This is a genomic window from Actinocorallia sp. A-T 12471, assembly GCF_033875155.1.
Taxonomy (GTDB): Bacteria; Actinomycetota; Actinomycetes; order Streptosporangiales; family Streptosporangiaceae; genus Actinocorallia.
Genome location: NZ_JAWZTE010000011.1, coordinates 246,395 through 265,900, shown reverse-complemented (window position 1 = coordinate 265,900; position 19,506 = coordinate 246,395). Strand labels below are relative to the sequence as shown.

At 71.8% G+C, this 19,506-nt stretch carries 19 protein-coding genes; 6 read left to right on the top strand and 13 right to left on the bottom strand.

What is annotated here, in order from left to right:
- Positions 1–4 precede the first annotated feature (4 nt).
- From R9X44_RS27275 to R9X44_RS27240, 8 genes are all read right to left on the bottom strand, one after another.
- A complete protein-coding gene (locus R9X44_RS27275) occupies positions 5–3,277 on the bottom strand; it encodes a BTAD domain-containing putative transcriptional regulator (protein ID WP_319817151.1) in 3,273 nt (1,090 codons plus the stop codon).
- Positions 3,278–3,361: 84 nt separating this feature from the next.
- A complete protein-coding gene (locus tag R9X44_RS27270; protein WP_319817150.1) occupies positions 3,362–5,467 on the bottom strand; it encodes an MMPL family transporter in 2,106 nt (701 codons plus the stop codon).
- A gap of 113 nt (positions 5,468–5,580) precedes the next feature.
- A complete protein-coding gene (locus tag R9X44_RS27265) occupies positions 5,581–5,895 on the bottom strand; it encodes a cytidine deaminase (protein ID WP_319817149.1) in 315 nt (104 codons plus the stop codon).
- On the bottom strand, positions 5,892–6,578 hold the full coding sequence (locus tag R9X44_RS27260) for a hypothetical protein (RefSeq protein WP_319817148.1): 687 nt from the start codon (positions 6,576–6,578) through the stop codon (positions 5,892–5,894). The genes R9X44_RS27265 and R9X44_RS27260 overlap by 4 nt, the downstream gene beginning before the upstream one ends.
- 60 nt (positions 6,579–6,638) lie before the next feature.
- Positions 6,639–7,880, bottom strand: coding sequence for a hemolysin family protein (locus R9X44_RS27255; protein ID WP_319817147.1), 1,242 nt, complete (start codon positions 7,878–7,880; stop codon positions 6,639–6,641).
- A gap of 14 nt (positions 7,881–7,894) precedes the next feature.
- The gene (gene ybeY / locus R9X44_RS27250; protein ID WP_319817146.1) at positions 7,895–8,362 is read right to left on the bottom strand and encodes an rRNA maturation RNase YbeY; all 468 of its coding nucleotides are present in this window, start codon (positions 8,360–8,362) and stop codon (positions 7,895–7,897) included.
- The gene (locus tag R9X44_RS27245) at positions 8,359–9,396 is read right to left on the bottom strand and encodes a PhoH family protein (RefSeq protein WP_413774991.1); all 1,038 of its coding nucleotides are present in this window, start codon (positions 9,394–9,396) and stop codon (positions 8,359–8,361) included. Before R9X44_RS27245 ends, ybeY begins: the two co-directional genes overlap by 4 nt.
- A gap of 132 nt (positions 9,397–9,528) precedes the next feature.
- Complete coding sequence (locus tag R9X44_RS27240) at positions 9,529–9,867, bottom strand: histidine triad nucleotide-binding protein (protein ID WP_319817144.1); 339 nt, start codon at positions 9,865–9,867, stop codon at positions 9,529–9,531.
- 175 nt (positions 9,868–10,042) lie between these two features.
- Here R9X44_RS27240 and R9X44_RS27235 point away from each other — a divergent pair, with 175 nt between their 5' ends.
- Positions 10,043–10,576, top strand: a complete 534-nt coding sequence (locus R9X44_RS27235) for a SigE family RNA polymerase sigma factor (protein WP_319817187.1) — start codon at positions 10,043–10,045, stop codon at positions 10,574–10,576.
- The gene (locus R9X44_RS27230) at positions 10,573–11,202 is read left to right on the top strand and encodes a hypothetical protein (RefSeq protein ID WP_319817143.1); all 630 of its coding nucleotides are present in this window, start codon (positions 10,573–10,575) and stop codon (positions 11,200–11,202) included. Before R9X44_RS27235 ends, R9X44_RS27230 begins: the two co-directional genes overlap by 4 nt.
- Before the next feature lie 185 nt (positions 11,203–11,387).
- Here the strand turns inward: R9X44_RS27230 and R9X44_RS27225 are convergent, their stop codons facing one another.
- Both R9X44_RS27225 and R9X44_RS27220 read right to left on the bottom strand, forming a co-directional pair.
- Positions 11,388–12,119, bottom strand: a complete 732-nt coding sequence (locus R9X44_RS27225; protein WP_319817142.1) for a 16S rRNA (uracil(1498)-N(3))-methyltransferase — start codon at positions 12,117–12,119, stop codon at positions 11,388–11,390.
- Positions 12,116–12,808 (bottom strand): hypothetical protein, encoded by a 693-nt coding sequence (locus R9X44_RS27220; protein WP_319817141.1) that lies wholly within the window; start codon positions 12,806–12,808, stop codon positions 12,116–12,118. The genes R9X44_RS27225 and R9X44_RS27220 overlap by 4 nt, the downstream gene beginning before the upstream one ends.
- A gap of 313 nt (positions 12,809–13,121) precedes the next feature.
- On the opposite strand from R9X44_RS27220, the gene R9X44_RS27215 reads away from it, so the two are divergent.
- Positions 13,122–13,853, top strand: coding sequence for a UTRA domain-containing protein (locus R9X44_RS27215; protein WP_319817140.1), 732 nt, complete (start codon positions 13,122–13,124; stop codon positions 13,851–13,853).
- Positions 13,854–13,946: 93 nt separating this feature from the next.
- On the opposite strand, the gene dnaJ is transcribed toward R9X44_RS27215, so the two are convergent.
- Together dnaJ and hrcA are read right to left on the bottom strand one after the other, a co-directional pair.
- Positions 13,947–15,077, bottom strand: a complete 1,131-nt coding sequence (dnaJ, locus tag R9X44_RS27210) for a molecular chaperone DnaJ (RefSeq protein WP_319817139.1) — start codon at positions 15,075–15,077, stop codon at positions 13,947–13,949.
- Positions 15,077–16,087, bottom strand: coding sequence for a heat-inducible transcriptional repressor HrcA (hrcA, locus tag R9X44_RS27205; RefSeq protein WP_319817138.1), 1,011 nt, complete (start codon positions 16,085–16,087; stop codon positions 15,077–15,079). The genes dnaJ and hrcA overlap by 1 nt, the downstream gene beginning before the upstream one ends.
- Before the next feature lie 121 nt (positions 16,088–16,208).
- Between hrcA and R9X44_RS27200 the strand changes: the two genes are divergently transcribed.
- Genes R9X44_RS27200 through R9X44_RS27190 form a run of 3 tightly spaced genes read left to right on the top strand, consistent with a single transcriptional unit; the run spans position 16,209 to position 18,304 of the window.
- A complete protein-coding gene (locus tag R9X44_RS27200; protein WP_319817137.1) occupies positions 16,209–17,009 on the top strand; it encodes an MBL fold metallo-hydrolase in 801 nt (266 codons plus the stop codon).
- 36 nt (positions 17,010–17,045) lie between these two features.
- Positions 17,046–17,867: a DUF3097 domain-containing protein gene (locus R9X44_RS27195; protein ID WP_319817136.1), complete on the top strand. Its 822-nt coding sequence runs from the start codon at positions 17,046–17,048 to the stop codon at positions 17,865–17,867.
- Between the two features lie 5 nt (positions 17,868–17,872).
- A complete protein-coding gene (locus R9X44_RS27190) occupies positions 17,873–18,304 on the top strand; it encodes a DUF4870 domain-containing protein (RefSeq protein ID WP_319817135.1) in 432 nt (143 codons plus the stop codon).
- On the opposite strand, the gene hemW is transcribed toward R9X44_RS27190, so the two are convergent.
- Complete coding sequence (hemW, locus tag R9X44_RS27185) at positions 18,297–19,493, bottom strand: radical SAM family heme chaperone HemW (protein ID WP_319817134.1); 1,197 nt, start codon at positions 19,491–19,493, stop codon at positions 18,297–18,299. The genes R9X44_RS27190 and hemW overlap by 8 nt on opposite strands.
- Between the last annotated feature and the right edge of the window lie 13 nt (positions 19,494–19,506).

The window sequence follows — 19,506 nt, the reverse complement described above, 5'->3', positions numbered from 1 at the left end:
CGAATCAGGCAAGACGCGCCATACTGCGCCGCACCCAGAAGTCCGACCCCGCCTTGCGCGCCACCTCCGCCGAGCGCGCGTAGTGCGCGGCCGCCTCCGGCAGCCCCAGGTGGGTCGCGACCTCGCCGAGCACCCACGCGGCGGGGCACACCGCGACGGCGGTGGTGAACGTGCCGACGAACCCGTCGGCGAACGGCAGGAGCAGCCGGTAGGCGTCCTCGGCGACGGCGTCCTCGCCGACGGCCATCGCGGCGAGCGCGCGCAGCGAGATCTGCAGGTCGAACAGGTAGTCGCGGCGGATCGGCGAGATGTGCGTGAAGACCTCGCGGGCCTCCTCGAGCCTGCCCCCGGCCGCGAGCGTCAGCGCGTAGGCGTCGCAGGCCGCGCCGTAGGGCCAGCCCCGCCACAGCTCCCGGGACTCGTCGATCAGCTCGGGGAGCCTGTCGCGCGCGAACATGATGGCGAACCTGACGCACCAGGCGATCGCCGCCTCCGCGCCGAACGAGCTGGTCCCCGCCATCCCCGCGACGACGGCTTCGGCGTGCGCGCCCGCCTCGTCGAAGCGGCCCGCGAGGGTGTGGTCCAGGCACGGCCGCCAGGACGCGAGGTTCACCAGCAACGGCAGCTCGTACCTGCGGGCCAGCTCGACGCCGCGCTCATGCAGCGCCCTGGAGGCTTCGAAGTCGAGGCGGCAGCACGCGTTCTGGTGCAGCGACAGATGGCCGAGCGCCACGTACTCGCCGAGCGAGTGCCGTTCGGCGAGCTCAACCATCTCCCTGCCTATCGCCTCGCGTACGACGACGTCCCCCGCGCCGCGGTAGCTGTTGTTGAACAGGCCGTTCAGCGCGTGCACAAGGATCTTGCCGCCTCCGAGGTCGCGGGCGAGCGCCACAGCCTCCTCGGCGGCTTCCACTCCCCTGCCCGAGGCGTCGCCGTCGAGCTCAAGGGCGATCGACGTGAGCAGCCGCACCCTCGTCTCCCCGCGCGGCAGCCGTTCCAGGACGGCTTCCATCGTCGCCACGAGACGGTCGTCACGCAGCCCGTAAGGACGGTTGGCCCACAGCATCGGCGTATCGAACGCGGTGAGGACGCGCGCGGCGAGCTCCACCTCCGTGGGGCCCGCCTTGGCGAGGTCTTCGAGAGCGGCGACGGCCTCGTCGCGGCGGACCCGTGCCGTCATCACGTCACCGGCGAGGACAAGCGCGCGCACGAGCCGGGCCGTCAGCTCCATCCGGCCCGCGACCGCGCCGCCCGTCCTTGTGTGCGCCTCAAGCGCGCTGGCCCACAGCTCGACCGCCGCGCGGTGCGCGAACCTCGCCTCGGCCGCCTCTGCGGCGCGCGAGGCGTGCACCACAGCGCGGTCAAGCCGGGTGCCCGCCGCGAGATGGTGGTGCGCGAGGGCCGCGCTGTCGCCGGGCCGCAGCTCCTCGAGCGCGTTGGCGACGCGGCCGTGCAGCCGCGCCCTGCGCAGCCGTGACAGCTCGCCGTACAGGGTGTCGCGGACGAGCACGTGGGCGAAGCGCGCGCCGGTCTCGTCCTCGGTGATCAGACCGGTGATCAGCGCGGCCTCGAGCGCCTCGAGGACGGTGTCCTCGCCGAGTTCGCACACCCGGGTGAGCACGTCGAGATCGACCTCGCGGCCGAGGACCGCGCCGGTCCGCAGCACCGTCGCGGCGGTCGCGGGAAGCCGCGCGACGCGGCGGCGCAGCACGTCGCCGACGCCGGAAGGCACCTCGCGCAAAGCGGCGTCCGGGCCTTCGGCGTCCAGGAGACGCGCGGTCTCGCGCACGAAGAACGGGTTCCCCGCCGTGCGCTCGGCGACGGCGGCGAGGGTCGCCGCGTCGACCTCGCGGCGGCACACCCTGCGCACCAGGTCGGCGACGGCGTCGGCGCGCAGCCCGCCGAGCGCGATCCTGACGGGTTCGCGCCCGGCCAGCGCGGCGAGCGCGTCGGCGAGCGGCTCGCTCGGCTCGGTCGAGCGGAACGTGCCGATGAACAGCACGTCGGGGGCGCGCTCGGGCAGTCCGGCGAGCAGGCCGAGGGTCTCGGTGTCGGCGCGGTGCAGGTCCTCGAGGACGACCGCGAGCGGCGCGGCGTGGGCGAGGTCGGCGAGGTAGCCGCCGATCGCGCGGTGCAGCCTGAACCGCGCGACTGACGGGTCGGCGGACGGCGCGGGCGTGTCGTCGTCGAGCATGGGCGCGAGCGCGTCGGGCGCGGGACGCACCGCGTGCAGGGCGCGCAGGAGTTCCGCCCACGCCCAGGCGGCGGGCGCGCCGTCGACCTCGGGGGTCCTGCCTCGGGCGTGCCGCCAGCCCTCGCGGGCGAGGTCGCGGCAGATCCGGTCGGCGAACGCGGTCTTGCCGGCCCCCGCCTCCCCCGAGACGAGCACGACACGCCGTCCCGCGCGGACCGCCGCCAGCACCTCGCCTACCTCATCTTCGCGTCCGACGAGCGGCTCTTCCTGCGGGAGGGGAACGGGTTCCGGCGGCGGGGGTGCGACGGCACGGACGGCGGGAGCGGGGGCCGCGGCGGCAAGGGCCGTGTCCTGCCGCAGGATGTCGTGTTCCAGCTTCCGCAGCGCGGGTCCCGGATCGACGCCGAGCTCGTCGGCGAGCAGGTCGCGGACCTTGCGCAGCGCGGCGAGGGCGTCGGCCTGTCTTCCGGCCCGGTAGAGGCCGAGCGCCAGCAGCCGCCAGAGTTCCTCGCGCAAGGGGTTCTCTGCGGTGTGCGCCTCAAGGTCGGTGAGCGCGCGTGCCCCCTCCCCTGCGTCGAGCAGGGCGGCGGCACGGCGTTCGACGGCGGTGAGGCGCAGTCCGTCGAGACGGGCGGCCTCGGCCTCGGCCCAGGGCAGGTCGGTGAACTCGGCGTAGGCGGGGCCGCGCCATAGCGCCAAAGCCTCCTCGGCGGACGCCAGCGCCTCGGCCGGATCGGCGGTGCGCGACGCGAGCGCCTCGAACCGCCACACGTCGACGGCCGCCTCGTCAAGGACGAGCGCGTATCCGGGCGCGCGCGTCACCAGGACGCCCGCAGGGGTGCGCGGAGGACGGCCCGGCTCAAGCGCGCGGCGCAGATGCGACACGAACGCCTGCACCCCCGCCAAAGCTCGCGGCGGGGCCTCACCGGGCCAAAGATCCTCGATCAGCCGGTCGACCGGCACCATCCGGCCGTGCGCGGCCACCAGACGCGCCAGGACGGCCCGCTGACGGGTCCCCCCTAGGTCGGCGACGTTCCCGCCCACCCGGGCCTCCAGGGCGCCCAGAGCCCGAATCTCCACCATCTCGCGGGAATCATAGGCCCGGCCCGACATGACGGACACCCCCGTACGCATACGGGGGTTTCCGTTCTAGCCTGTTCCGCCCTGTCAGCTCACCAGTTCCAGGTCGCGGCGCGCGCTGCCGCCGCCGTCGTCGCGCTCCCCGAGGTCGGGCAGAATCCTGTCGAGCCGCGCGGGCATCCACCAGTTCCACCTGCCGAGCAGCGCCATCGCCGCAGGGACGAGCACCAGCCTGACCAGCGTCGCGTCCACCGCGACGGCGACGGCCAGGCCCACCCCGACCTGCTTGATGATCACGCCGGGGTCGAGGACGAACCCGCCGAACACCGCGATCATGATCAACGCGGCACTCGTGATGATCCGCCCGGTGGCCGCCAGGCCCGACACGACGGAACCGCGCGGATCACCCGTCCTGCGGTATTCCTCCCGCACCCGGGACAGCAGGAACACCTCGTAGTCCATCGAGATCCCGAACAGCGCGGCGAACATCAGCGGCAGTACGAAGCTCGACACCGGGACGCTGTGCGGCAGCCCCAGGACGTCCACGCCCCAACCCCACTGGAACAGCGCAGTCACGACGCCGTAAGCGGCGCCGATGGACAGCAGGTTCATCACCGCGGCCTTGAGCGGCACGGCGATCGAGCGGAAGACGAGCAGCAGAAGCAGGCAGGACGTACCGACCACCACAAGGATGACGATCGGCAGCCTGTCGAAGATCCGCTGGTTGACGTCCCGGTAGACCGCCGTCAGACCCGTCACCTCGCCGCCCACCGGACGGACCTGCGCGCGGACCGCGTCCACGAGCGCCTCGACGCGCTCGTCCTGCGGACCGAACTCGGGGATGACGGTGATCGCGGCGGCGTCCTTGGCCGGGGACAGCGCGGGCTCCTGCACCGCGGCGACCCCGTCGAGCGCGGCGAGCCTCGCCCGGACGTCGGCCGGGTCGGCCACGCCGTCACGCAGGTCGAGCGCGACGATCAGCGGACCGTTCGCACCGGGCCCGTACGCCTCCGCGACGAGGTCGTACGCCTGCCGCACGGTGTTCGAGGTCGGCTCGGAGCTCGCGTCGCTCGGCCAGCTGCGCAGCGCAAGCGTCGGCGCGGCGAGCGCCAGCAGCACGGTCAGCGCCGCGAGCAGCCACGGCAGCGGCTTCGCCCCCACCCGCGACGCCCACGCCGCGACCTTAGGCGACGACACCGCGACGGCCTCGCCCCGCCGCTCACGGCGGCGCAGCACCCGGCGTCCGGCGAGGCCGAGCAGCGCGGGCAGCAGCGTCAGCGCCGACGCGACGGTCGCCGCGACGACGAGCCCCGTCGCGTACCCCATCGTCACGAACGCGGGCAGCCCCGAGAACGCGAGCCCGCACAGCGCCACGAGCACGGTCACGCCCGCGAACAGCACGGACCGGCCGGCCGTCGCGTTCGCCGACGCCGCGGCCTCCTGCACCGGCATCCCTTCGGCCAGGTACTCGCGGAACCGCGTGAGCACGAACAGCGCGTAGTCGATCCCGACGCCGAGCCCGATCATGATCGCGAGGGTCGGCGTCGTGGTCCCGACGTCCACGAGCCCCGCGAGGACGGTGATCCCCGAGACGCCCACGCCGAGCCCGGTCAGCGCGACGGCCAGCGGCAGTCCCGCCGCCACGATCGAGCCGAACGCCAGGAACAGGATCACCAGCGCGGCCCCGATGCCGACGGCCTCGGCGCTTCCCGAAGGCGCGGACACGTTCTCCGGCACCTGCCCGCCGAACTCGGTGCGCGCCCCGGGGACCTCCGCCGCCTCTTCGAGCAGCGTCAGGGTCTCCTTGGGCGCCAGATCGGTGACGGGCAGGTCGTAGCGGACCGTCAGGAGCGCGGTGCGGCCGTCGGGGCTCGGCACCGGGCCCTCGACCCCCGCGACGTGCGGCAGCGCCGCCAGCCGCGTCCTGGCCGCCGCGACGGCGCTCTCGTCAAGCGGCTTGTCGGCGTGGACGACGACCCGCGCCTCGGCCTCGGCCATCAGCGGGAACCGCTCGCGCAGCAGGTCGGTGGCCTGCTGCGAGCCGGTCCCCGCGAGGCGGTAGTCGTCCTGCAACGCCCCGCCGAAGGCCGACGCCGCACCTGCGGCAATCGCCACGGCGAGCAGCCACAGCGCGATCATCCGCCAGGGCCGCCGCGCGGCGGACCCTCCAAGGCGGTACAGCAGACGTGACATCTTCTTCCCTTCCCCACGGTTCTCACCTTGCGGTCACCACTGTGGGGAAGGGTTCTTGCCCGACGATTGCCCGGCACTTGCTTACGCGGCTTGCGTCCCAGGTCAGGGCGGTTTCAGACGGTTTCGCGCACCGCCCCGTCGAGGCCGCACACCAGGACCGGCGCGTCCTGGGAGAGGTCGCGCACGGCGGCGACGTCGGGGGCCGGGCCCGCCGTGACGACGACGGCGGCCTCAAGGCCCTCCGCGCCGCTCGCCACGGCCATCGCGACGGCCGTCTGCAACGCGGTCAGCGCGAGGCTCGGCAGGGCGACGGTGGAGGCGGTGTACGTGCGTCCGGTCTCGTCGCGGACCGCCGCGCCCTCCTCCGCGCCGTTACGTGCCCGCGTTGCGCGGGCGAGCTTGATGAGCTTCTCGTCCTCGGGATTCACGGGCTCACCTTAGTGGCTTGCTCGAGCTTGGCCGCGGCCGCCTCCGCGGCCCCCGCGACCGGCCCGGCCTGGCCGTCGGCGAGCAGCACGGGCCCCGCGACGAGCAGCAGCTCCCCGCCCACCCGGTGCGCGACGATCTCGTAGCTCAGCCTGACGCCGTCGGCCGTGCGCTGCCGGTAGGCGGCCGCGACGGTGTCGGCGGCGTTCAGCCTCGGCGTCTCAAGGTGCACCCGCTCAAGCGCGAGCACGCCCTCACCGGCCGGGGCCTCGATCGCCGGACACCCCCCGATGAGCCGACGCGCCTCCCCGACGGCCTTGGCCGCGCCCCTGTCGCCGAGCCGTACCACCCGCTGCGCCACCGTGCCGCCCGGGCTCGCCTGGTAGAACACCGCCACCGACGCCGGAGCCGACGCGCGCAGGCCGCGTCCGTCGGCGAGCGCAAGCAGGGCCGCGCAGTCGGCGTCCACAGGGGTGATCCCACGGAACACCTCGTGAGCGGCCGCCGGCTGGTACCCCGTAGGCAGGTCGTCGGCTGTCAGCAGCGCGGCGACGGGCTTGGCCGCGCTCGCCGGAGCCGCAGTCTTCGTGCCGCATCCGGCGGCGATCGCCGCGACGGCGGCGGCCAACGTCACGGCGGCCGCCGCCCCGACGGGAAACGCGCCGACACGCCAGAACCGACCCATGGGAATTCCCCCCGAAACTCTCCCGACGGCGAGCGGGATCGTTCCCGGGGGCCGGGCGCGTCAACCCTCGGCGGGCTCCGGCAGGCGCTCCACCAGCACCGTCGAGATGCGGTTGCGCCGCCCGGCGAGGCTCTCGGCCGTCAGTCGCAGCCCCGCGACCTCCGCGGTGGACCCGGCGATCGCGACCCTGCCGAGCGCGTGCGCGAGCAGCCCGCCGACGGTCTCGACGTCCTCCTCCTCGATCGGCGCGCCCGTCAGCTCCGCCAACTCCTCCACGCCCATCCGCGCGGTCACCCTGATCGAGCCGTCCTCCAGCCGTTCGACGCGCGGGGCCTCGTTGTCGTACTCGTCGGCGATCTCCCCGACGATCTCCTCGAGGATGTCCTCGATCGTGACGAGCCCGGCCGTGCCGCCGTACTCGTCGATGACGATCGCGACGTGCGTGTGCTCGGCCTGCATCTCGCGCAGGAGGTCGTCAATCGGCTTGGAGTCCGGCACGAAGGCGGGCTCGCGCATCAGCGTCGAGACGCGCTCGCCGGAGGCGTCGTCGCCGGACTCGTGCAGGCGGCGGATGACGTCCTTCAGATACGCGACGCCGACGACGTCGTCCTCGTTCTCGCCTGTCACCGGAATCCTTGAGAACCCCGAGCGCAGGGACAAGGAGAGGACTTGCCTCAGTGTCTTCTCCCGCTCGATGAACACGATGTCGGTACGCGGCACCATCACCTCACGCACCACGGTGTCGCCGAGTTCGAACACCGAGTGGATCATCTCGCGCTCGTCGGGCTCGATCAGGCTGCGCTGCTCGGCGAGGTCCACGAGGTCGCGCAGCTCGGCCTCGGTCGCGAACGGGCCCTCACGGAAGCCCCGGCCGGGGGTGAGCGCGTTGCCGAGCAGGATCAGCAGCCGCACCAGCGGGCCGAGCACCCTGGCCAGCGGGTGAATGATCACCGCACCGGCCAGCGCGACCTTGTCGGCGTGCTGGATCGCCAGGGTGCGCGGGCCTACCCCGACGAGCGTGAAGCTCACCAGGATCATGACCAGCGCCGCCGCGGCGTAGGCGCGCCATGTCTCGTCAAGCCAGCCGATGCACAGGTCGGCCACGATCACCGTGGCCGACAGCTCACACGACGTCCGCAACAGCAGGAGAAGGCTCACATAAGGGGCGGGATCGGCCACCACGGCCGACAGCTTCGCCGAGTCCAGCTCGGCGACCCGCACCCGCGACACCCGCGACAGAGCCGTCTCCGCACTCGCGAACAGCCCCGCGAAGACCACCAACAGCACACTGACGGCGATCATCCACAGCTGGGTGTTCAGCGCGACTCCCGCCAGCTCGCCAGCAGCCTGCCCTGGAGGCCGAACATCTCGGTGTGCTCCTCGGGCTCGGCATGGTCATAGCCGAGCAGATGCAGGATGCCGTGCGTGCACAGCAACTCCATCTCGTCCTGGGTGGAGTGGCCCGCCGTCTTGGCCTGCCGCTCGGCGACCGCGGGGCACAGCACCACGTCGCCGAGCAGGCCGGGGTCGGCGACGCCGTCCTCGCTGCCGCCCGACAGATGGCCGGGACGCAGCTCGTCCATCGGGAAGGCCAGGACATCGGTGGGTTTGTCCTCGCCCATCCACTTCTGGTTGAGCTCGTGCATCGCGGGCTCGTCCACCATCAGGATCGACAGCTCGGCCTGCGGGTGGATGCGCATCGCGTCGAGGACATGCCTGGCGAGCTCGACAAGAGCGACCTCGTCGGCCGACGCCGACGACTCGTTCAGCACCTCGATGCTCATCGGCGGCCACGCTCCCTACGGCCACGGCCCGCGGGCGGCTGGTCGGACTCGTCAAAGCGCGCGTAGGCGTCGACGATGTCGGTGACCAGCCTGTGCCGCACCACGTCGCCGCTGGACAGACGGCAGAAGTAGATGTCCTCGATGCCCTCCAGGATGTCCTGGACGACCGCGAGACCGCTGCGCTGCCCGGAAGGCAGGTCGACCTGGGTGACGTCGCCCGTCACCACGATCTTCGAGCCGAAGCCGAGCCGGGTGAGGAACATCTTCATCTGCTCAGGCGAGGTGTTCTGCGCCTCGTCAAGGATGATGAAGGAGTCGTTCAGCGTGCGGCCGCGCATGTACGCCAGCGGGGCGACCTCGATGGTCCCGGCCTGCATGAGCTGCGGGATCGACGCGGGATCCACCATGTCGTGCAGGGCGTCATAAAGCGGGCGCAGGTACGGGTCGATCTTCTCGTACAGGGTGCCCGGCAGGAAGCCGAGCCGCTCGCCCGCCTCGACCGCGGGACGCGTCAGGATGATGCGGTTGACCTGCTTCTCCTGAAGCGCCTTCACCGCCTTGGCCATGGCCAGGTACGTCTTGCCGGTGCCCGCGGGCCCGATGCCGAAGACGACGGTGTGCTGGTCGATCGCGTCGACGTAACGCTTCTGGTTGACGGTCTTCGGGCGGATCGTCCGGCCGCGCGAGGAAAGGATGTCGTGGCTCAGCACGTCGGCCGGGCGGCCCGAGTGCCGCAGCATCGCCACGCTGCGCTGCACCACGTCGGGCGTCAGCACGGTGCCCTTGCCGAGCAGCTCCACCAGCGAGGCGAACAGTTCGGCCACGAGCTCGGGCTCGGAGCCGCCGGTCACGGTGATCTCGTTGCCGCGCACGTGGATGTCGCTGTCGAACGCCTTCTCCACGGCCGCGAGCAGTTCGTCGCCCGAGCCGAGCAGCGCCACCATCGGCAGGTCGTCGGGGACGACGATCTTCATCTGGGCGCGGGTCCCGCTCCTGGCGGCCGAGCCGCCGCGGGAACTCTTTGATTCGGTCATCTGCCGGCCGCGGGCGGCCACTGAACCCCTCTGCTGCGTGGTTTCCGGTCTTGCCGACCATGGTACCGACCGGGGGCCGCCCGGCGCGCGTCCATTTCCCCGGGGTAGGCCGCGTTCACCCTGGTCATCCGGCTATCCGGGCGGCCAGTTCAGCCCCCGTCCGCCGAGCACGTGCGCGTGCGCGTGGAACACCGTCTGACCCGCGCCGGTACCGGTGTTGAACACCACCCGGTACCCCGACTCGGCGACGCCCTCGGCCTTGGCGACCTCCGCGGCCTCAGCCGCCAGCTCCGCCAGGGTCTCAGGGTGCTCGGCCAAGGCCGCGAAGTTCGGCACATGCACCTTGGGGATCACCAGCACATGCACCGGCGCCTGCGGGTTGATGTCGCGGAAGGCGAGCGTCCGCTCGGTCTCCCGGAGCACCTGAGCGGGCACCTCACCCGAAATGATCTTGCAGAAGAGACAGTCCACGGAGCCCTCCGTCCTCACGTTCGGGGGGCATGCTATCGACTCGCGGATACCCCACTTGCACGGCACGGCGGGGCTTCGTCTGGTTATGGTGGCAGTTGGCGGCGTACCCCCGATGCGGCTGGACGGCTGAATGCGGTTTGGTAAACCGGACGACGAGGGCGGGCGTCCCAGTGATGTGACCGAGACCCTCCTGGCCCCACCCACCGGAGTGGCCGCCGCGTGGGACGCCGACCAGGCCGTCACCGCCCTGTACGGGGCCGAGTACCGCTCCCTGGTCCGTCTTGCGGCGCTGCTCGTGCGCGACGTGGCCACCGCCGAGGAGGTCGTCCAGGACGCGTTCGTCGCGATGCACGGGGCGTGGCGCAGGCTGCGCTCCCCGGACAAGGCCCTTGCCTACCTGCGGCAGTCGGTCGTCAACCGCGCGCGGTCGGTGCTGCGGCACCGGGCCGTCGTGGAGAAGTACGCGCCCAAGGGCCTGCCCGACGTGCAGAGCGCCGAGCACGGGGCGATCATCCAGCTCGAGCGCGACGCCGTCGTCCGCGCGCTGCACGGGCTGCCGCCCCGGCAGCGTGAGGCGCTCGTGCTGCGCTACTACGGCGACCTTTCCGAAGCCCAGATCGCCGCGGCCATGGGCATCAGCCGTGGCGCGGTGAAGAGTCACACGGCGCGCGGCATGGCCGCGCTCCGCAACGTCCTGGAGCAGCCATGACCCCCGGCGACCCGTACGCCGACGTCCTCCGCCGCGCCCTGCGCGCCGAGGCGGACCAGGTCATGCCGTCCCCCGACGCGCTGAACCGCATCCGTGAGCGCACCGCGAACCGCCGCCCCTTCCCGTGGCCGGCCTCCGGCTGGAAGGGCCTCCTGCTCGCCCTCACCGCCGCGTTCGCCACCGGCACCGTCGCCGTCACCGCGACGCCCGCCGCCTACCACCGCTTCATCGCCCCCGACCCGGCCCCGGTCCCCGTCCAGGAACCCAAGTCCGCGGTCCCCACACCCCCCTCCCCCGACCCTTCCACCCCTGCGACCACCCCCACCTGCACGCCTTCCGCGTCGCCCTCCCCCTCTCCCACCCCCTCCCTGGCCACCTCCCCCGCCACCCCTGTGCTCCCGCCCTGTCCTCCGTCCCCCACCGCCGTCCCCACCCCACCCCCCTCCCAGCTCCCCCTCCCCCACCCCACCCAGCCCCCGTCCTCCACCCCCACCCCTGACCCCTCCCCACCCACCCCCGCCCCCACAACGCCACCCCCCTCCCCAGACCCGCCCACCACCCCCACCCCCAACCCCCCCGACCCCACTTCAACGCCTCCCACCCCCGCACCCCCCACCCCCACCTGACCCCCGGTTCCGGGCAAGGAGCCGCCCCGGCCACCCGGGTTCTGGCCGGGGCGCGCCCCACCCAACCCCGGACCCACACAAACCCACGAACACACAACAAGTCACACCAACACCCCCACACAGCGCGGCCAGGCCACCACCAGCAACAGCACCAACCCAGCCAAATCCCCGCCGGGGTCCGGGCGTTACCAGCGGCCGGTACGTGACATCAGAACCGAGGCCGCGGCGACTCCGGCCGTGGACGTGCGCAGCACGGTCGGCCCCAGCAGCACAGGCCGCGCCCCCGCCCCGACGAACAGCGCAAGCTCCTCAGGACTGATCCCCCCCTCTGGCCCGACGACGAGCACGATCTCGGACACGTCACCAAGCTCAGTCCGGCTCAGCGGCTCAACGGCCTCCTCATGCAGCACAAGCGCCAAGGGCGCAGCCCCCAGCCGCGCAACGACCTGCCCCGTGCTCTCCAACTCGGCCACCTCGGGAAACCGCCCCCGACGCGCCTGCTTGGCCGCCTCCCGAGCCGCATTCCGCCACCGCCCGAGCGACTTCTCCCGCCGCTCAGCCCGCCACTGCGTAATAGACCGACTAGCGGCCCAAGGCACGATCACATCCACCCCCGCCTCAGTCATCACCTCAACCGCAAGCTCCCCCCTCTCCCCCTTGGGCAACGCCTGCACCACGGTCACCCGAGGCAGCACCTCCCCCTCAACCCACCTCTCCACAACCTCGACCTCAAGCCGATCCCGTCCCACCCCCACCACGTTCCCCCGCACCACAAGCCCTTCCCCATCGGTCAACACCACCTCCTCCCCCACCCGCACCCTCTTCACCGTCGCCGCATGCCGCCCTTCACTCCCCTCAACAACAACCCTCTCCCCCGCCAACCCAGCGGCCCCCACAACAAACACCGAAGCACTCACCCCCCCATCCTCCCACCCCCGCCCCTCTCCCCCAACTTCCTCTCAAGCCCATCCACCGACCCCGCCTCCCACAGCTCCCCACCCGCCATCCCCCACCACCGCCCGGTTCTCTCCCCAAACCACACCAGCACCCCCGGATTCCTCCCCCGCACCCCCTCAAGCGCCCGAGCCCGCCACCCGACAACATCCTCACAAATCTCCCAACACCAGACCCCGTGCCCCACCGCCCCCGTAACCATCTCCCACCGCACACACACCTCAGCCACAATCGCCAACCCCCTCCCCCTCTCCGCCGCCGCGTCCGCCATCCCCCACCGCCCCTCCCGCACCGCCATCCCCCCGAACCACCGCACCACCTCCTCCGAGATCACCGCCCGAGGCCCCTGCACCATCAGCCCCAACACCCCACCCGGCACCACCCCCAACCACAACGCGACCCGCCCCCCACCCCCATGCTCAACCACATTCGCCACAAGCTCCCCCACCACCATCAAACACTCATCCGCCGCCCCCACCCCTCCCAACACCCGCCGCGCCCACCCCCGCACCGACCGCAACTCCTCATGCGACCCCGTCCCGAACACGGCGCCCTCGCCCTGCCCCAACTCCCGCCGGACCCGCTCCCAGAGACCCACACCCTCCGACGAGCCCGCACTGAACTGCTCTTCACCCTTGCGATCACCGCGCATGTTGAAACCCTCACTTTCAGGCAGGACCCATGAGCCGATGAGTCGGCACCGGCTCGGGCCGTTCTGTACTGGATCGACGGGCGCACTGAGGCAAGATGAGACATGGTGAGCTGCCCGGCACAGCGGACCCCGAGATGCACTTTAGGGGGCCTAAAGTCATTGGCAGTGAGCATAGGTGACCCTCCGTGCCGTCGCAATAGGGGGGCTAAAATTCGGCGAAGCAATCTTGGGAGTGGGCGTGGATTTGAGGGTTTTGCGGGAGATTTCGGCTATTGGGGATCCGATTGAGCGGGCTCGGGCGGTGAGTCGGGCCATGACGGAGCAGCAGGGGGTGACGGAGGAGGCGGCGCGGGTTCGGCGGGGGGCCATCGCTGAGGCTCGGGAGGCTGGGCACAGCCTTGACGAGATCGCCAAGGCGCTCGGGGTGACGCCGGGGCGGGTGTCGCAGATGCGGAAGGGGCCCGCCGCCAGGGCACCGGAGCAGCCGGTGAGCCAGGGGCCGAAGGTGATCGTGCAGCGGGCGCTCCCGACCGATCCCGGGACGCGCGGGTCGGTGTCGTTGTTCCTCACCGAGGCCGAGCGGCAGGGGCTCAGGCCGGGGCGGAAGATGCTCTACACCGGGCTTGAGGCGGCGAGCGAGCATGTGGCCGCCGCGCTGCACGTGGCCGACGGCGACGACGTCATCGCGCGCCGCAAGATGATGTTCGCCAACGACATCCCGGTACGTATCGCCACAAGCTACTTCCGCGCCGACCTCTTCGGCGCGACCCGCCTCGCCGAGCCCGAGTTCGTCAAGCCGACCCTTCAGGCGGCCATTGAGGCGCTCGGGTATCGGTTCGGTCATGCTGAGGAGACGCTGACGGCGCGGCCCGCGACGCGGTTCGAGGCCGACACCCTCGAGCTGGACCCGGGCGAGTGGGTCGTTCAGGTGCTGCGCGCCTCCTACTCCACCGAGGGCACGCCCGTCCACGTCCTCGAGACGATCTGCGCCGCCACCCGCCACATCTTCCCCATCGGCCAGGTGGGCGGCCTCGACGAGTTCTGAGCCGGGAACGGGCGCGGCCGGGCCCGTTGGGCCCGGCCGCGGGTGTTAGGGGTTGGTGTAGCCGTCGTGGTAGGCGTCGGTTATGTCGTCTCTTCAGGTGTGGAAGGCGTCGCGGAGGCGGGAGAAGAAGCCCTGTTGGCCGGGGGCGAACTTGCCGGGGGGGCGTTCCTCGCCGCGCAGGACGGACAGTTGCTTGAGGAGGTCTTCTTGTTCGGGGTCGAGCTTGGTGGGGGTCTCGACGTTGACGTGGATCATCAGGTCGCCGCGGCCGCTCGCGTTGAGGTGGCGTGCGCCCCTGCCGTACAGGGGGATGACCTGGCCGGACTGGGTGCCGGGGCGGATGTCGACCTCCTCCGCGCCGTCAAGGGTCTCGACGGTGACGGTGCTGCCGAGGGCGGCGGCCGTCATCGGGATCTGGACGGTGCAGTGCAGGTCGTCGCCCTCGCGCTCGAAGATCGGGTGCTGGCGCTCGACGATCTCAAGGAACAGGTCTCCGGCGGGGCCGCCGCCGGGGCCGACCTCGCCCTCGCCCGCGAGCTGGATGTGCGTGCCGTGCTCGACGCCCGCGGGGATCTTGACCTTGATCGTCCGCTGGGTCCGCACCCGTCCCTCGCCGGAGCACTCCCGGCACGGCGTCCGGATGACCGAGCCGTAGCCGCCGCACTGGGGGCACGGCCGCGACGTCATGACCTGGCCGAGGAAGCTCCGCTGCACCTGCTGGATCTCGCCCCGCCCGTGGCACATGTCGCACGTGTCGGGATGCGTGCCGGCCTCCGCGCCGGTGCCGGTGCACACCTTGCAGACCGTCGCGGTGTCGATGGTCAGCTCGCGGGTGGTGCCGAACGCGGTCTCGGCGAGGTCGAGTTCGACCCGCAGCGTGGCGTTGCGGCCCCTGCGGGCGCGTGAGCGCGGCCCGCGTGTCCCGGCCTGGCCGAAGACGGCGTCCATGAGGTCGCTGAAGGGGAAGCCCGCGCCGAAGCCGCCGCCGAACCCCCCGGCGCCGCCGCCCGGCGCGAACGGATCCGCGCCGAGGTCGAACATCTCCTTCTTCTTGGGGTCGGACAGGACCTCGTATGCCTGGGTGACCTCTTTGAACTTCTCCTGGCTCTCGGCGTCAGGGTTGACGTCCGGGTGGAGTTCGCGCGCGAGCCGGCGGTATGCCTTCTTGATCTCGTCGGGGGTGGCGTTGCGGCTCACCCCGAGAATCGCGTAATAGTCGCGCACTACGAGCCCGCCAGAATCTGTCCGACGTAACGTGCCACAGCGCGTACCGCTCCCATCGTTCCGGGGTAGTCCATGCGGGTGGGGCCGAGAACCCCCAGGCGGGCCAGCGCCTGCCCGTCCATCCCGTAGCCGGTGGCGACCACGGAGGTGGAACGCAGACCTTCCATCTGGTTCTCGGTGCCGATCCTGACGGTCAGGGTAGCCGGATCCCCGGTCTCCCCCAGCAGCCTCATCAGCACCACCTGTTCTTCGAGGGCCTCCAGCACGTCCCGGAGGCTCCTGGAGAAGTCCACGTGGGCGAGGTTGGCCGCCCCCGCGAAGACGATCTTCTCTTCGTTCCGTTCGACAAGGGTCTCAAGCAGGACCGACAGCACGGCCGCCGCGATCGGCCGATCCTCGACCGCGACGCGTTCGGGAAGGTCCTCGACGGCAAGGGGCACCTCGGCGAACGACCGTCCGTCGAGGCAGGTGTTGAGCAGCGCCCGCAGCTGCGCGACGGAATCCTCGGCAAGATCAGACCCCGTCTCGATGATGCGCTGCTCAACCCGTCCCGTATCGGTGATCACGACGAGCAGAAGCCGCCGCGCCGCCATGGGCACAAGCTCGATATGCCGTACCGACGACCGCACAAGCGACGGGTACTGCACCACGGCCACCTGACGCGTCAGCTGCGCAAGCAGCCGAACAGTACGCGACACCACATCATCGAGGTCGTAAGCCCCCGCAAGGAACGTCTCGATAGCCCGACGCTCAGCCGACGACATCGGCTTGATCGTGGACAGACGGTCGACGAACAGCCGGTAGCCCTTGTCGGTCGGTATCCGGCCCGCGCTGGTGTGGGGCTGGGTGATGTACCCCTGCTCCTCCAGGACGGCCATGTCGTTGCGTACGGTCGCCGGGGAGACGCCCAACGCGTGCCGTTCGGCGAGCGCCTTGGAGCCCACCGGCTCGTTGGTGGAGACGTAGTCCTCAACGATGGCGCGCAGGATCGCCAGCTTACGATCGTCCAACTACGCTCACCTCCTGCTCGGGCTCCCGCTGCCGGGCGGGCGGGCCTGCCTGGCACTCCCAGTCTACGAGTGCCAAGTGTACGGTCCACCGGCCCGAAGTCGATGTGCGAGAGTCTGGGGCATGTCCTGGGAAGAGGTCGCCGACCGCTGTTTCCGCCGTAGCCACGGCAGGTTCGAGGTCAACGTCGGGGTCGTCACGGGCCGCCTGGGCACCGTGCTGATCGACACGGGGGCGTCCCTCGCCGAGGGCTGTGAGCTGCGCGAGGAGCTGCGGGAACTCGGTGTGGGCGAGCCGGTGGCCGTGGTGAACACCCACGGACATTTCGACCACTGCTTCGGCAACGGGGCATTCACCGGCCTGTTCTGGGGACACCCCGACCTCGCGGAGTACCTGCGCCGGGAGGTCTGGATCACCATGGCCGCCGACGACCCCGACTGGGCCCGCGACGTCGTCGGCACCCAGGTCCCCCCGCCCTCCCAGACGGTCTCGGCCACCGCCCTGATCGACCTCGGCGACCGCCTCGTGGAGCTCCACCACCTCGGCCGCGGCCACACCGGCCACGACATCGTCGTCCAGGTGCCGGATTCCGGGGTCCTGTTCTCCGGCGACCTCGTGGAGGAGTCAGGCCCGCCCGCCTACGGCGGCGACAGCCACCCCCTCGACTGGCCGATCACCCTGACCCGCCTGCTCGAACTCCTCCCCGAGACGATCGTGCCCGGCCACGGCCGTCCCGTCGGACGCGACTTCGCCAAGGCACAGCGCGACGCCGTCGCAGCCGTCGCCCACGGCGTCCGTGAGACGTTCGACCAGGGCCTCGACCCCGTACAGGCGCTGACGGCCCACGACTGGCCCTACGACCCGCTCCGGCTCCTCCAGGCCGTCCGACGGGGCCACGCGCAGCTCTCCCGCCCGAAGGGGTGATGCGCGTCCGGCGCGGCGCGGGTTAGGGTCGTGGGCGTGCGCAGCAAGGACTATGGCGACGACGTCCTGGCCGGGAACTGGCGGCTGCCCCGCAAGGGCATGATCCCCGAGGTGCCCGCCGAGCGCGACCTCGTCGTGGAGGACCCCGACAGCGGGTTCTGCGGCGCGGTCGTCGCGTGCGGCAAGGACGAGGTCACCCTCGAAGACCGCTTCGGCAAGCGCCGCGTCTTCCCCCTCGACCCCGCGGGGTTCCTGCTCGACGGCAGACCCGTCACGCTCGTGCGTCCCGTCCCCCGTCAGACGGGTCCGGCCCGCTCCGCGTCGGGCTCGATCGCCGTCCAGGGCCACCGGGCGCGGGTGGCGCGGGAGAGCCGGATCTACGTCGAGGGCGTGCACGACGCGGAGCTCGTGGAGAAGATCTGGGGCCACGACCTGCGGATCGAGGGCGTCGCGGTCGAGTTCCTCGAGGGGATCGACGACCTTCCCCTGATCGTCGCGGAGTTCGAGCCGGGCCCCGGGCGCAGGCTCGGCGTCCTCGTCGACCATCTCGTCCCCGGCTCCAAGGAGTCGCGCATCGCCGCCCGGATCGCCGACCCGCACGTCCTGGTGTGCGGGCACCCCTTCATCGACGTCTGGCAGGCCGTGAAGCCGGCCGCCCTGGGGATCAGGGCTTGGCCCGAGGTCCCCAAGGGATTCGACTGGAAGGAAGGGGTTTGCGCCCGTCTGGGGTGGCCCGGTGACACCCGTGCCGCCTGGCGCAGGATTTTGGGATCGGTGCGGACTTATGCCGATCTGGAACCTGAGCTGCTCGGGCGCGTCGAAGAGTTGATTGACTTCGTCACCGCTCCCGAGGAATGACGCCCATGGCACGTCGCAGCCGTCCCCAGCCCACCCCGACCGTCCGCCTGCCCGAGGGCTTCGCCGCGGGCTACGAGGGCGGGCCCACCACCCCGGACGAGCGCCAGTGGGCGCTCACCGCCTACATCGGCCAGTTCGTCCTGTGGGCGCTGCCGCCGCTGTACATCTACCTCACCAAGAAGCGCCGCTCGGCTTACGCGCGCCACCACGGCCGCCAGGCGCTCAACCTCGCCCTCACCACCGGTATCGGCGTCGGCGTCGCGCTGGTGCTCAGCCAGTGGATCCCTGGGGCCCAGTGGGTGGCCGCCGGATGGGTCGTGCTCTCGCTCGGCCTCGTCGTGCACAGCGCCACCAAGGTCAACCACGGCGCGTGGCACAGGCTGCCGAAGATCTTCGCCTGGCCGATCCTGAAGGACCGGCAGCGCGCCGCTAGGTGAGGTCGCGTACGACGGCGTCAGCCAGCAGGCGGCCCTTGAGCGTCAGTACGGCCCTGCCGTCAACGACCTCAAGCAGGCCCCTAGCCTCCTGCTCCGCGACGCCCGAGGCGTCGAGCAGATCGAGCGGGCAGCCCTCACGCAGCCTGATCTCCAGAAGAATCCGCTCGACCTTGCGGGTCTCTTCGTCAAGGATCTCTCGGGCGTGCGCGGGCGTGCGCCCCTCGGCGAGCCGTGACGCGTAAGCCGCCGGATGCTTGACGTTCCACCACCGCGTCCCCCCGACATGGCTGTGCGCGCCGGGCCCCGCCCCCCACCAGTCCGCGCCCTTCCAGTACAGGACGTTGTGCGCGCACTCGCCCCCGGGCAGCGCCCAGTTCGACAGCTCGTACCACCGCATCCCGGCCTTGCCGAGGAGGTCGTCGGCCATCAGGTAGCGGTCGGCCATGGCGTCGTCGTCCGGCTCGGCCAGCACCCCGCGCCGCACCTGCGCGGCCAGCTTCGTGCCGTCCTCGACGATCAACGCATACGCCGAGACGTGGTCGGGACCCGCCTCCAACGCCGCCTCAAGGGACGCCCTCCAGTCGTCGTCTGACTCCCCGGGGGTCCCGTAGATCAGGTCGAGGTTGACGTGCCCGAACCCGGCGGCGCGCGCCTGCTCGACCACCCACGGCACCCGCGCGGGCGTGTGCGTCCGGTCCAGCGCCGCGAGCACGTGCTCACGCGCGCTCTGCATCCCGTAGGAGATCCGGGTGAACCCGCCCGCGAGCAGCCCGTCCAGGTACGCCCGGTCGACGGTCTCCGGATTGGCCTCGGTGGTGACCTCCGCCCCCTCGGCCAGCCCGAACTCGGCGTCGATCGCGGCGAGGATGCGCCCGAGGTCCCCCGGCGGCAGCAGCGTCGGCGTCCCCCCGCCCACGAAGACCGTCTCGACGGGCAGGTCCGCATCCCCCAGGACGCGTCTGGCCAGCCGTATCTCCCCGATGACCGTGTCCGCGTACGACTCGCGTGACGCCCCCGGCCCGAGCTCCGAAGCCGTGTAGGTGTTGAAGTCGCAGTAGCCGCAGCGCGTAACGCAGAACGGGACGTGGACGTAGAAGCCGAACGGCCGACCGCCCAGACCGGCGAGCGCCGAGCCGGGCAGTGATCCGTCGACGGGTACGGGGTCCCCTTCGGGCAGCGTGGAGGGCATCCTCCAAGTCTCG

Excerpts from the sequence above, each read along its gene's own strand:
- R9X44_RS27190 (WP_319817135.1), top strand. The coding sequence starts at position 17,873 with ATGGCACGTCGCAGCCGTCCCCAGCCCACCCCGACCGTCCGCCTGCCC.
- hemW (WP_319817134.1), bottom strand. The coding sequence starts at position 19,493 with ATGCCCTCCACGCTGCCCGAAGGGGACCCCGTACCCGTCGACGGATCA.
- R9X44_RS27275 (WP_319817151.1), bottom strand. The coding sequence starts at position 3,277 with ATGGTGGAGATTCGGGCTCTGGGCGCCCTGGAGGCCCGGGTGGGCGGG.
- ybeY (WP_319817146.1), bottom strand. The coding sequence starts at position 8,362 with ATGAGCATCGAGGTGCTGAACGAGTCGTCGGCGTCGGCCGACGAGGTC.
- R9X44_RS27245 (WP_413774991.1), bottom strand. The coding sequence starts at position 9,396 with ATGACCGAATCAAAGAGTTCCCGCGGCGGCTCGGCCGCCAGGAGCGGG.
- R9X44_RS27200 (WP_319817137.1), top strand. The coding sequence starts at position 16,209 with ATGTCCTGGGAAGAGGTCGCCGACCGCTGTTTCCGCCGTAGCCACGGC.
- R9X44_RS27230 (WP_319817143.1), top strand. The coding sequence starts at position 10,573 with ATGACCCCCGGCGACCCGTACGCCGACGTCCTCCGCCGCGCCCTGCGC.
- R9X44_RS27270 (WP_319817150.1), bottom strand. The coding sequence starts at position 5,467 with ATGTCACGTCTGCTGTACCGCCTTGGAGGGTCCGCCGCGCGGCGGCCC.
- R9X44_RS27255 (WP_319817147.1), bottom strand. The coding sequence starts at position 7,880 with ATGATCGCCGTCAGTGTGCTGTTGGTGGTCTTCGCGGGGCTGTTCGCG.
- R9X44_RS27260 (WP_319817148.1), bottom strand. The coding sequence starts at position 6,578 with ATGGGTCGGTTCTGGCGTGTCGGCGCGTTTCCCGTCGGGGCGGCGGCC.
- R9X44_RS27215 (WP_319817140.1), top strand. The coding sequence starts at position 13,122 with ATGACGGAGCAGCAGGGGGTGACGGAGGAGGCGGCGCGGGTTCGGCGG.
- R9X44_RS27220 (WP_319817141.1), bottom strand. The coding sequence starts at position 12,808 with ATGCGCGGTGATCGCAAGGGTGAAGAGCAGTTCAGTGCGGGCTCGTCG.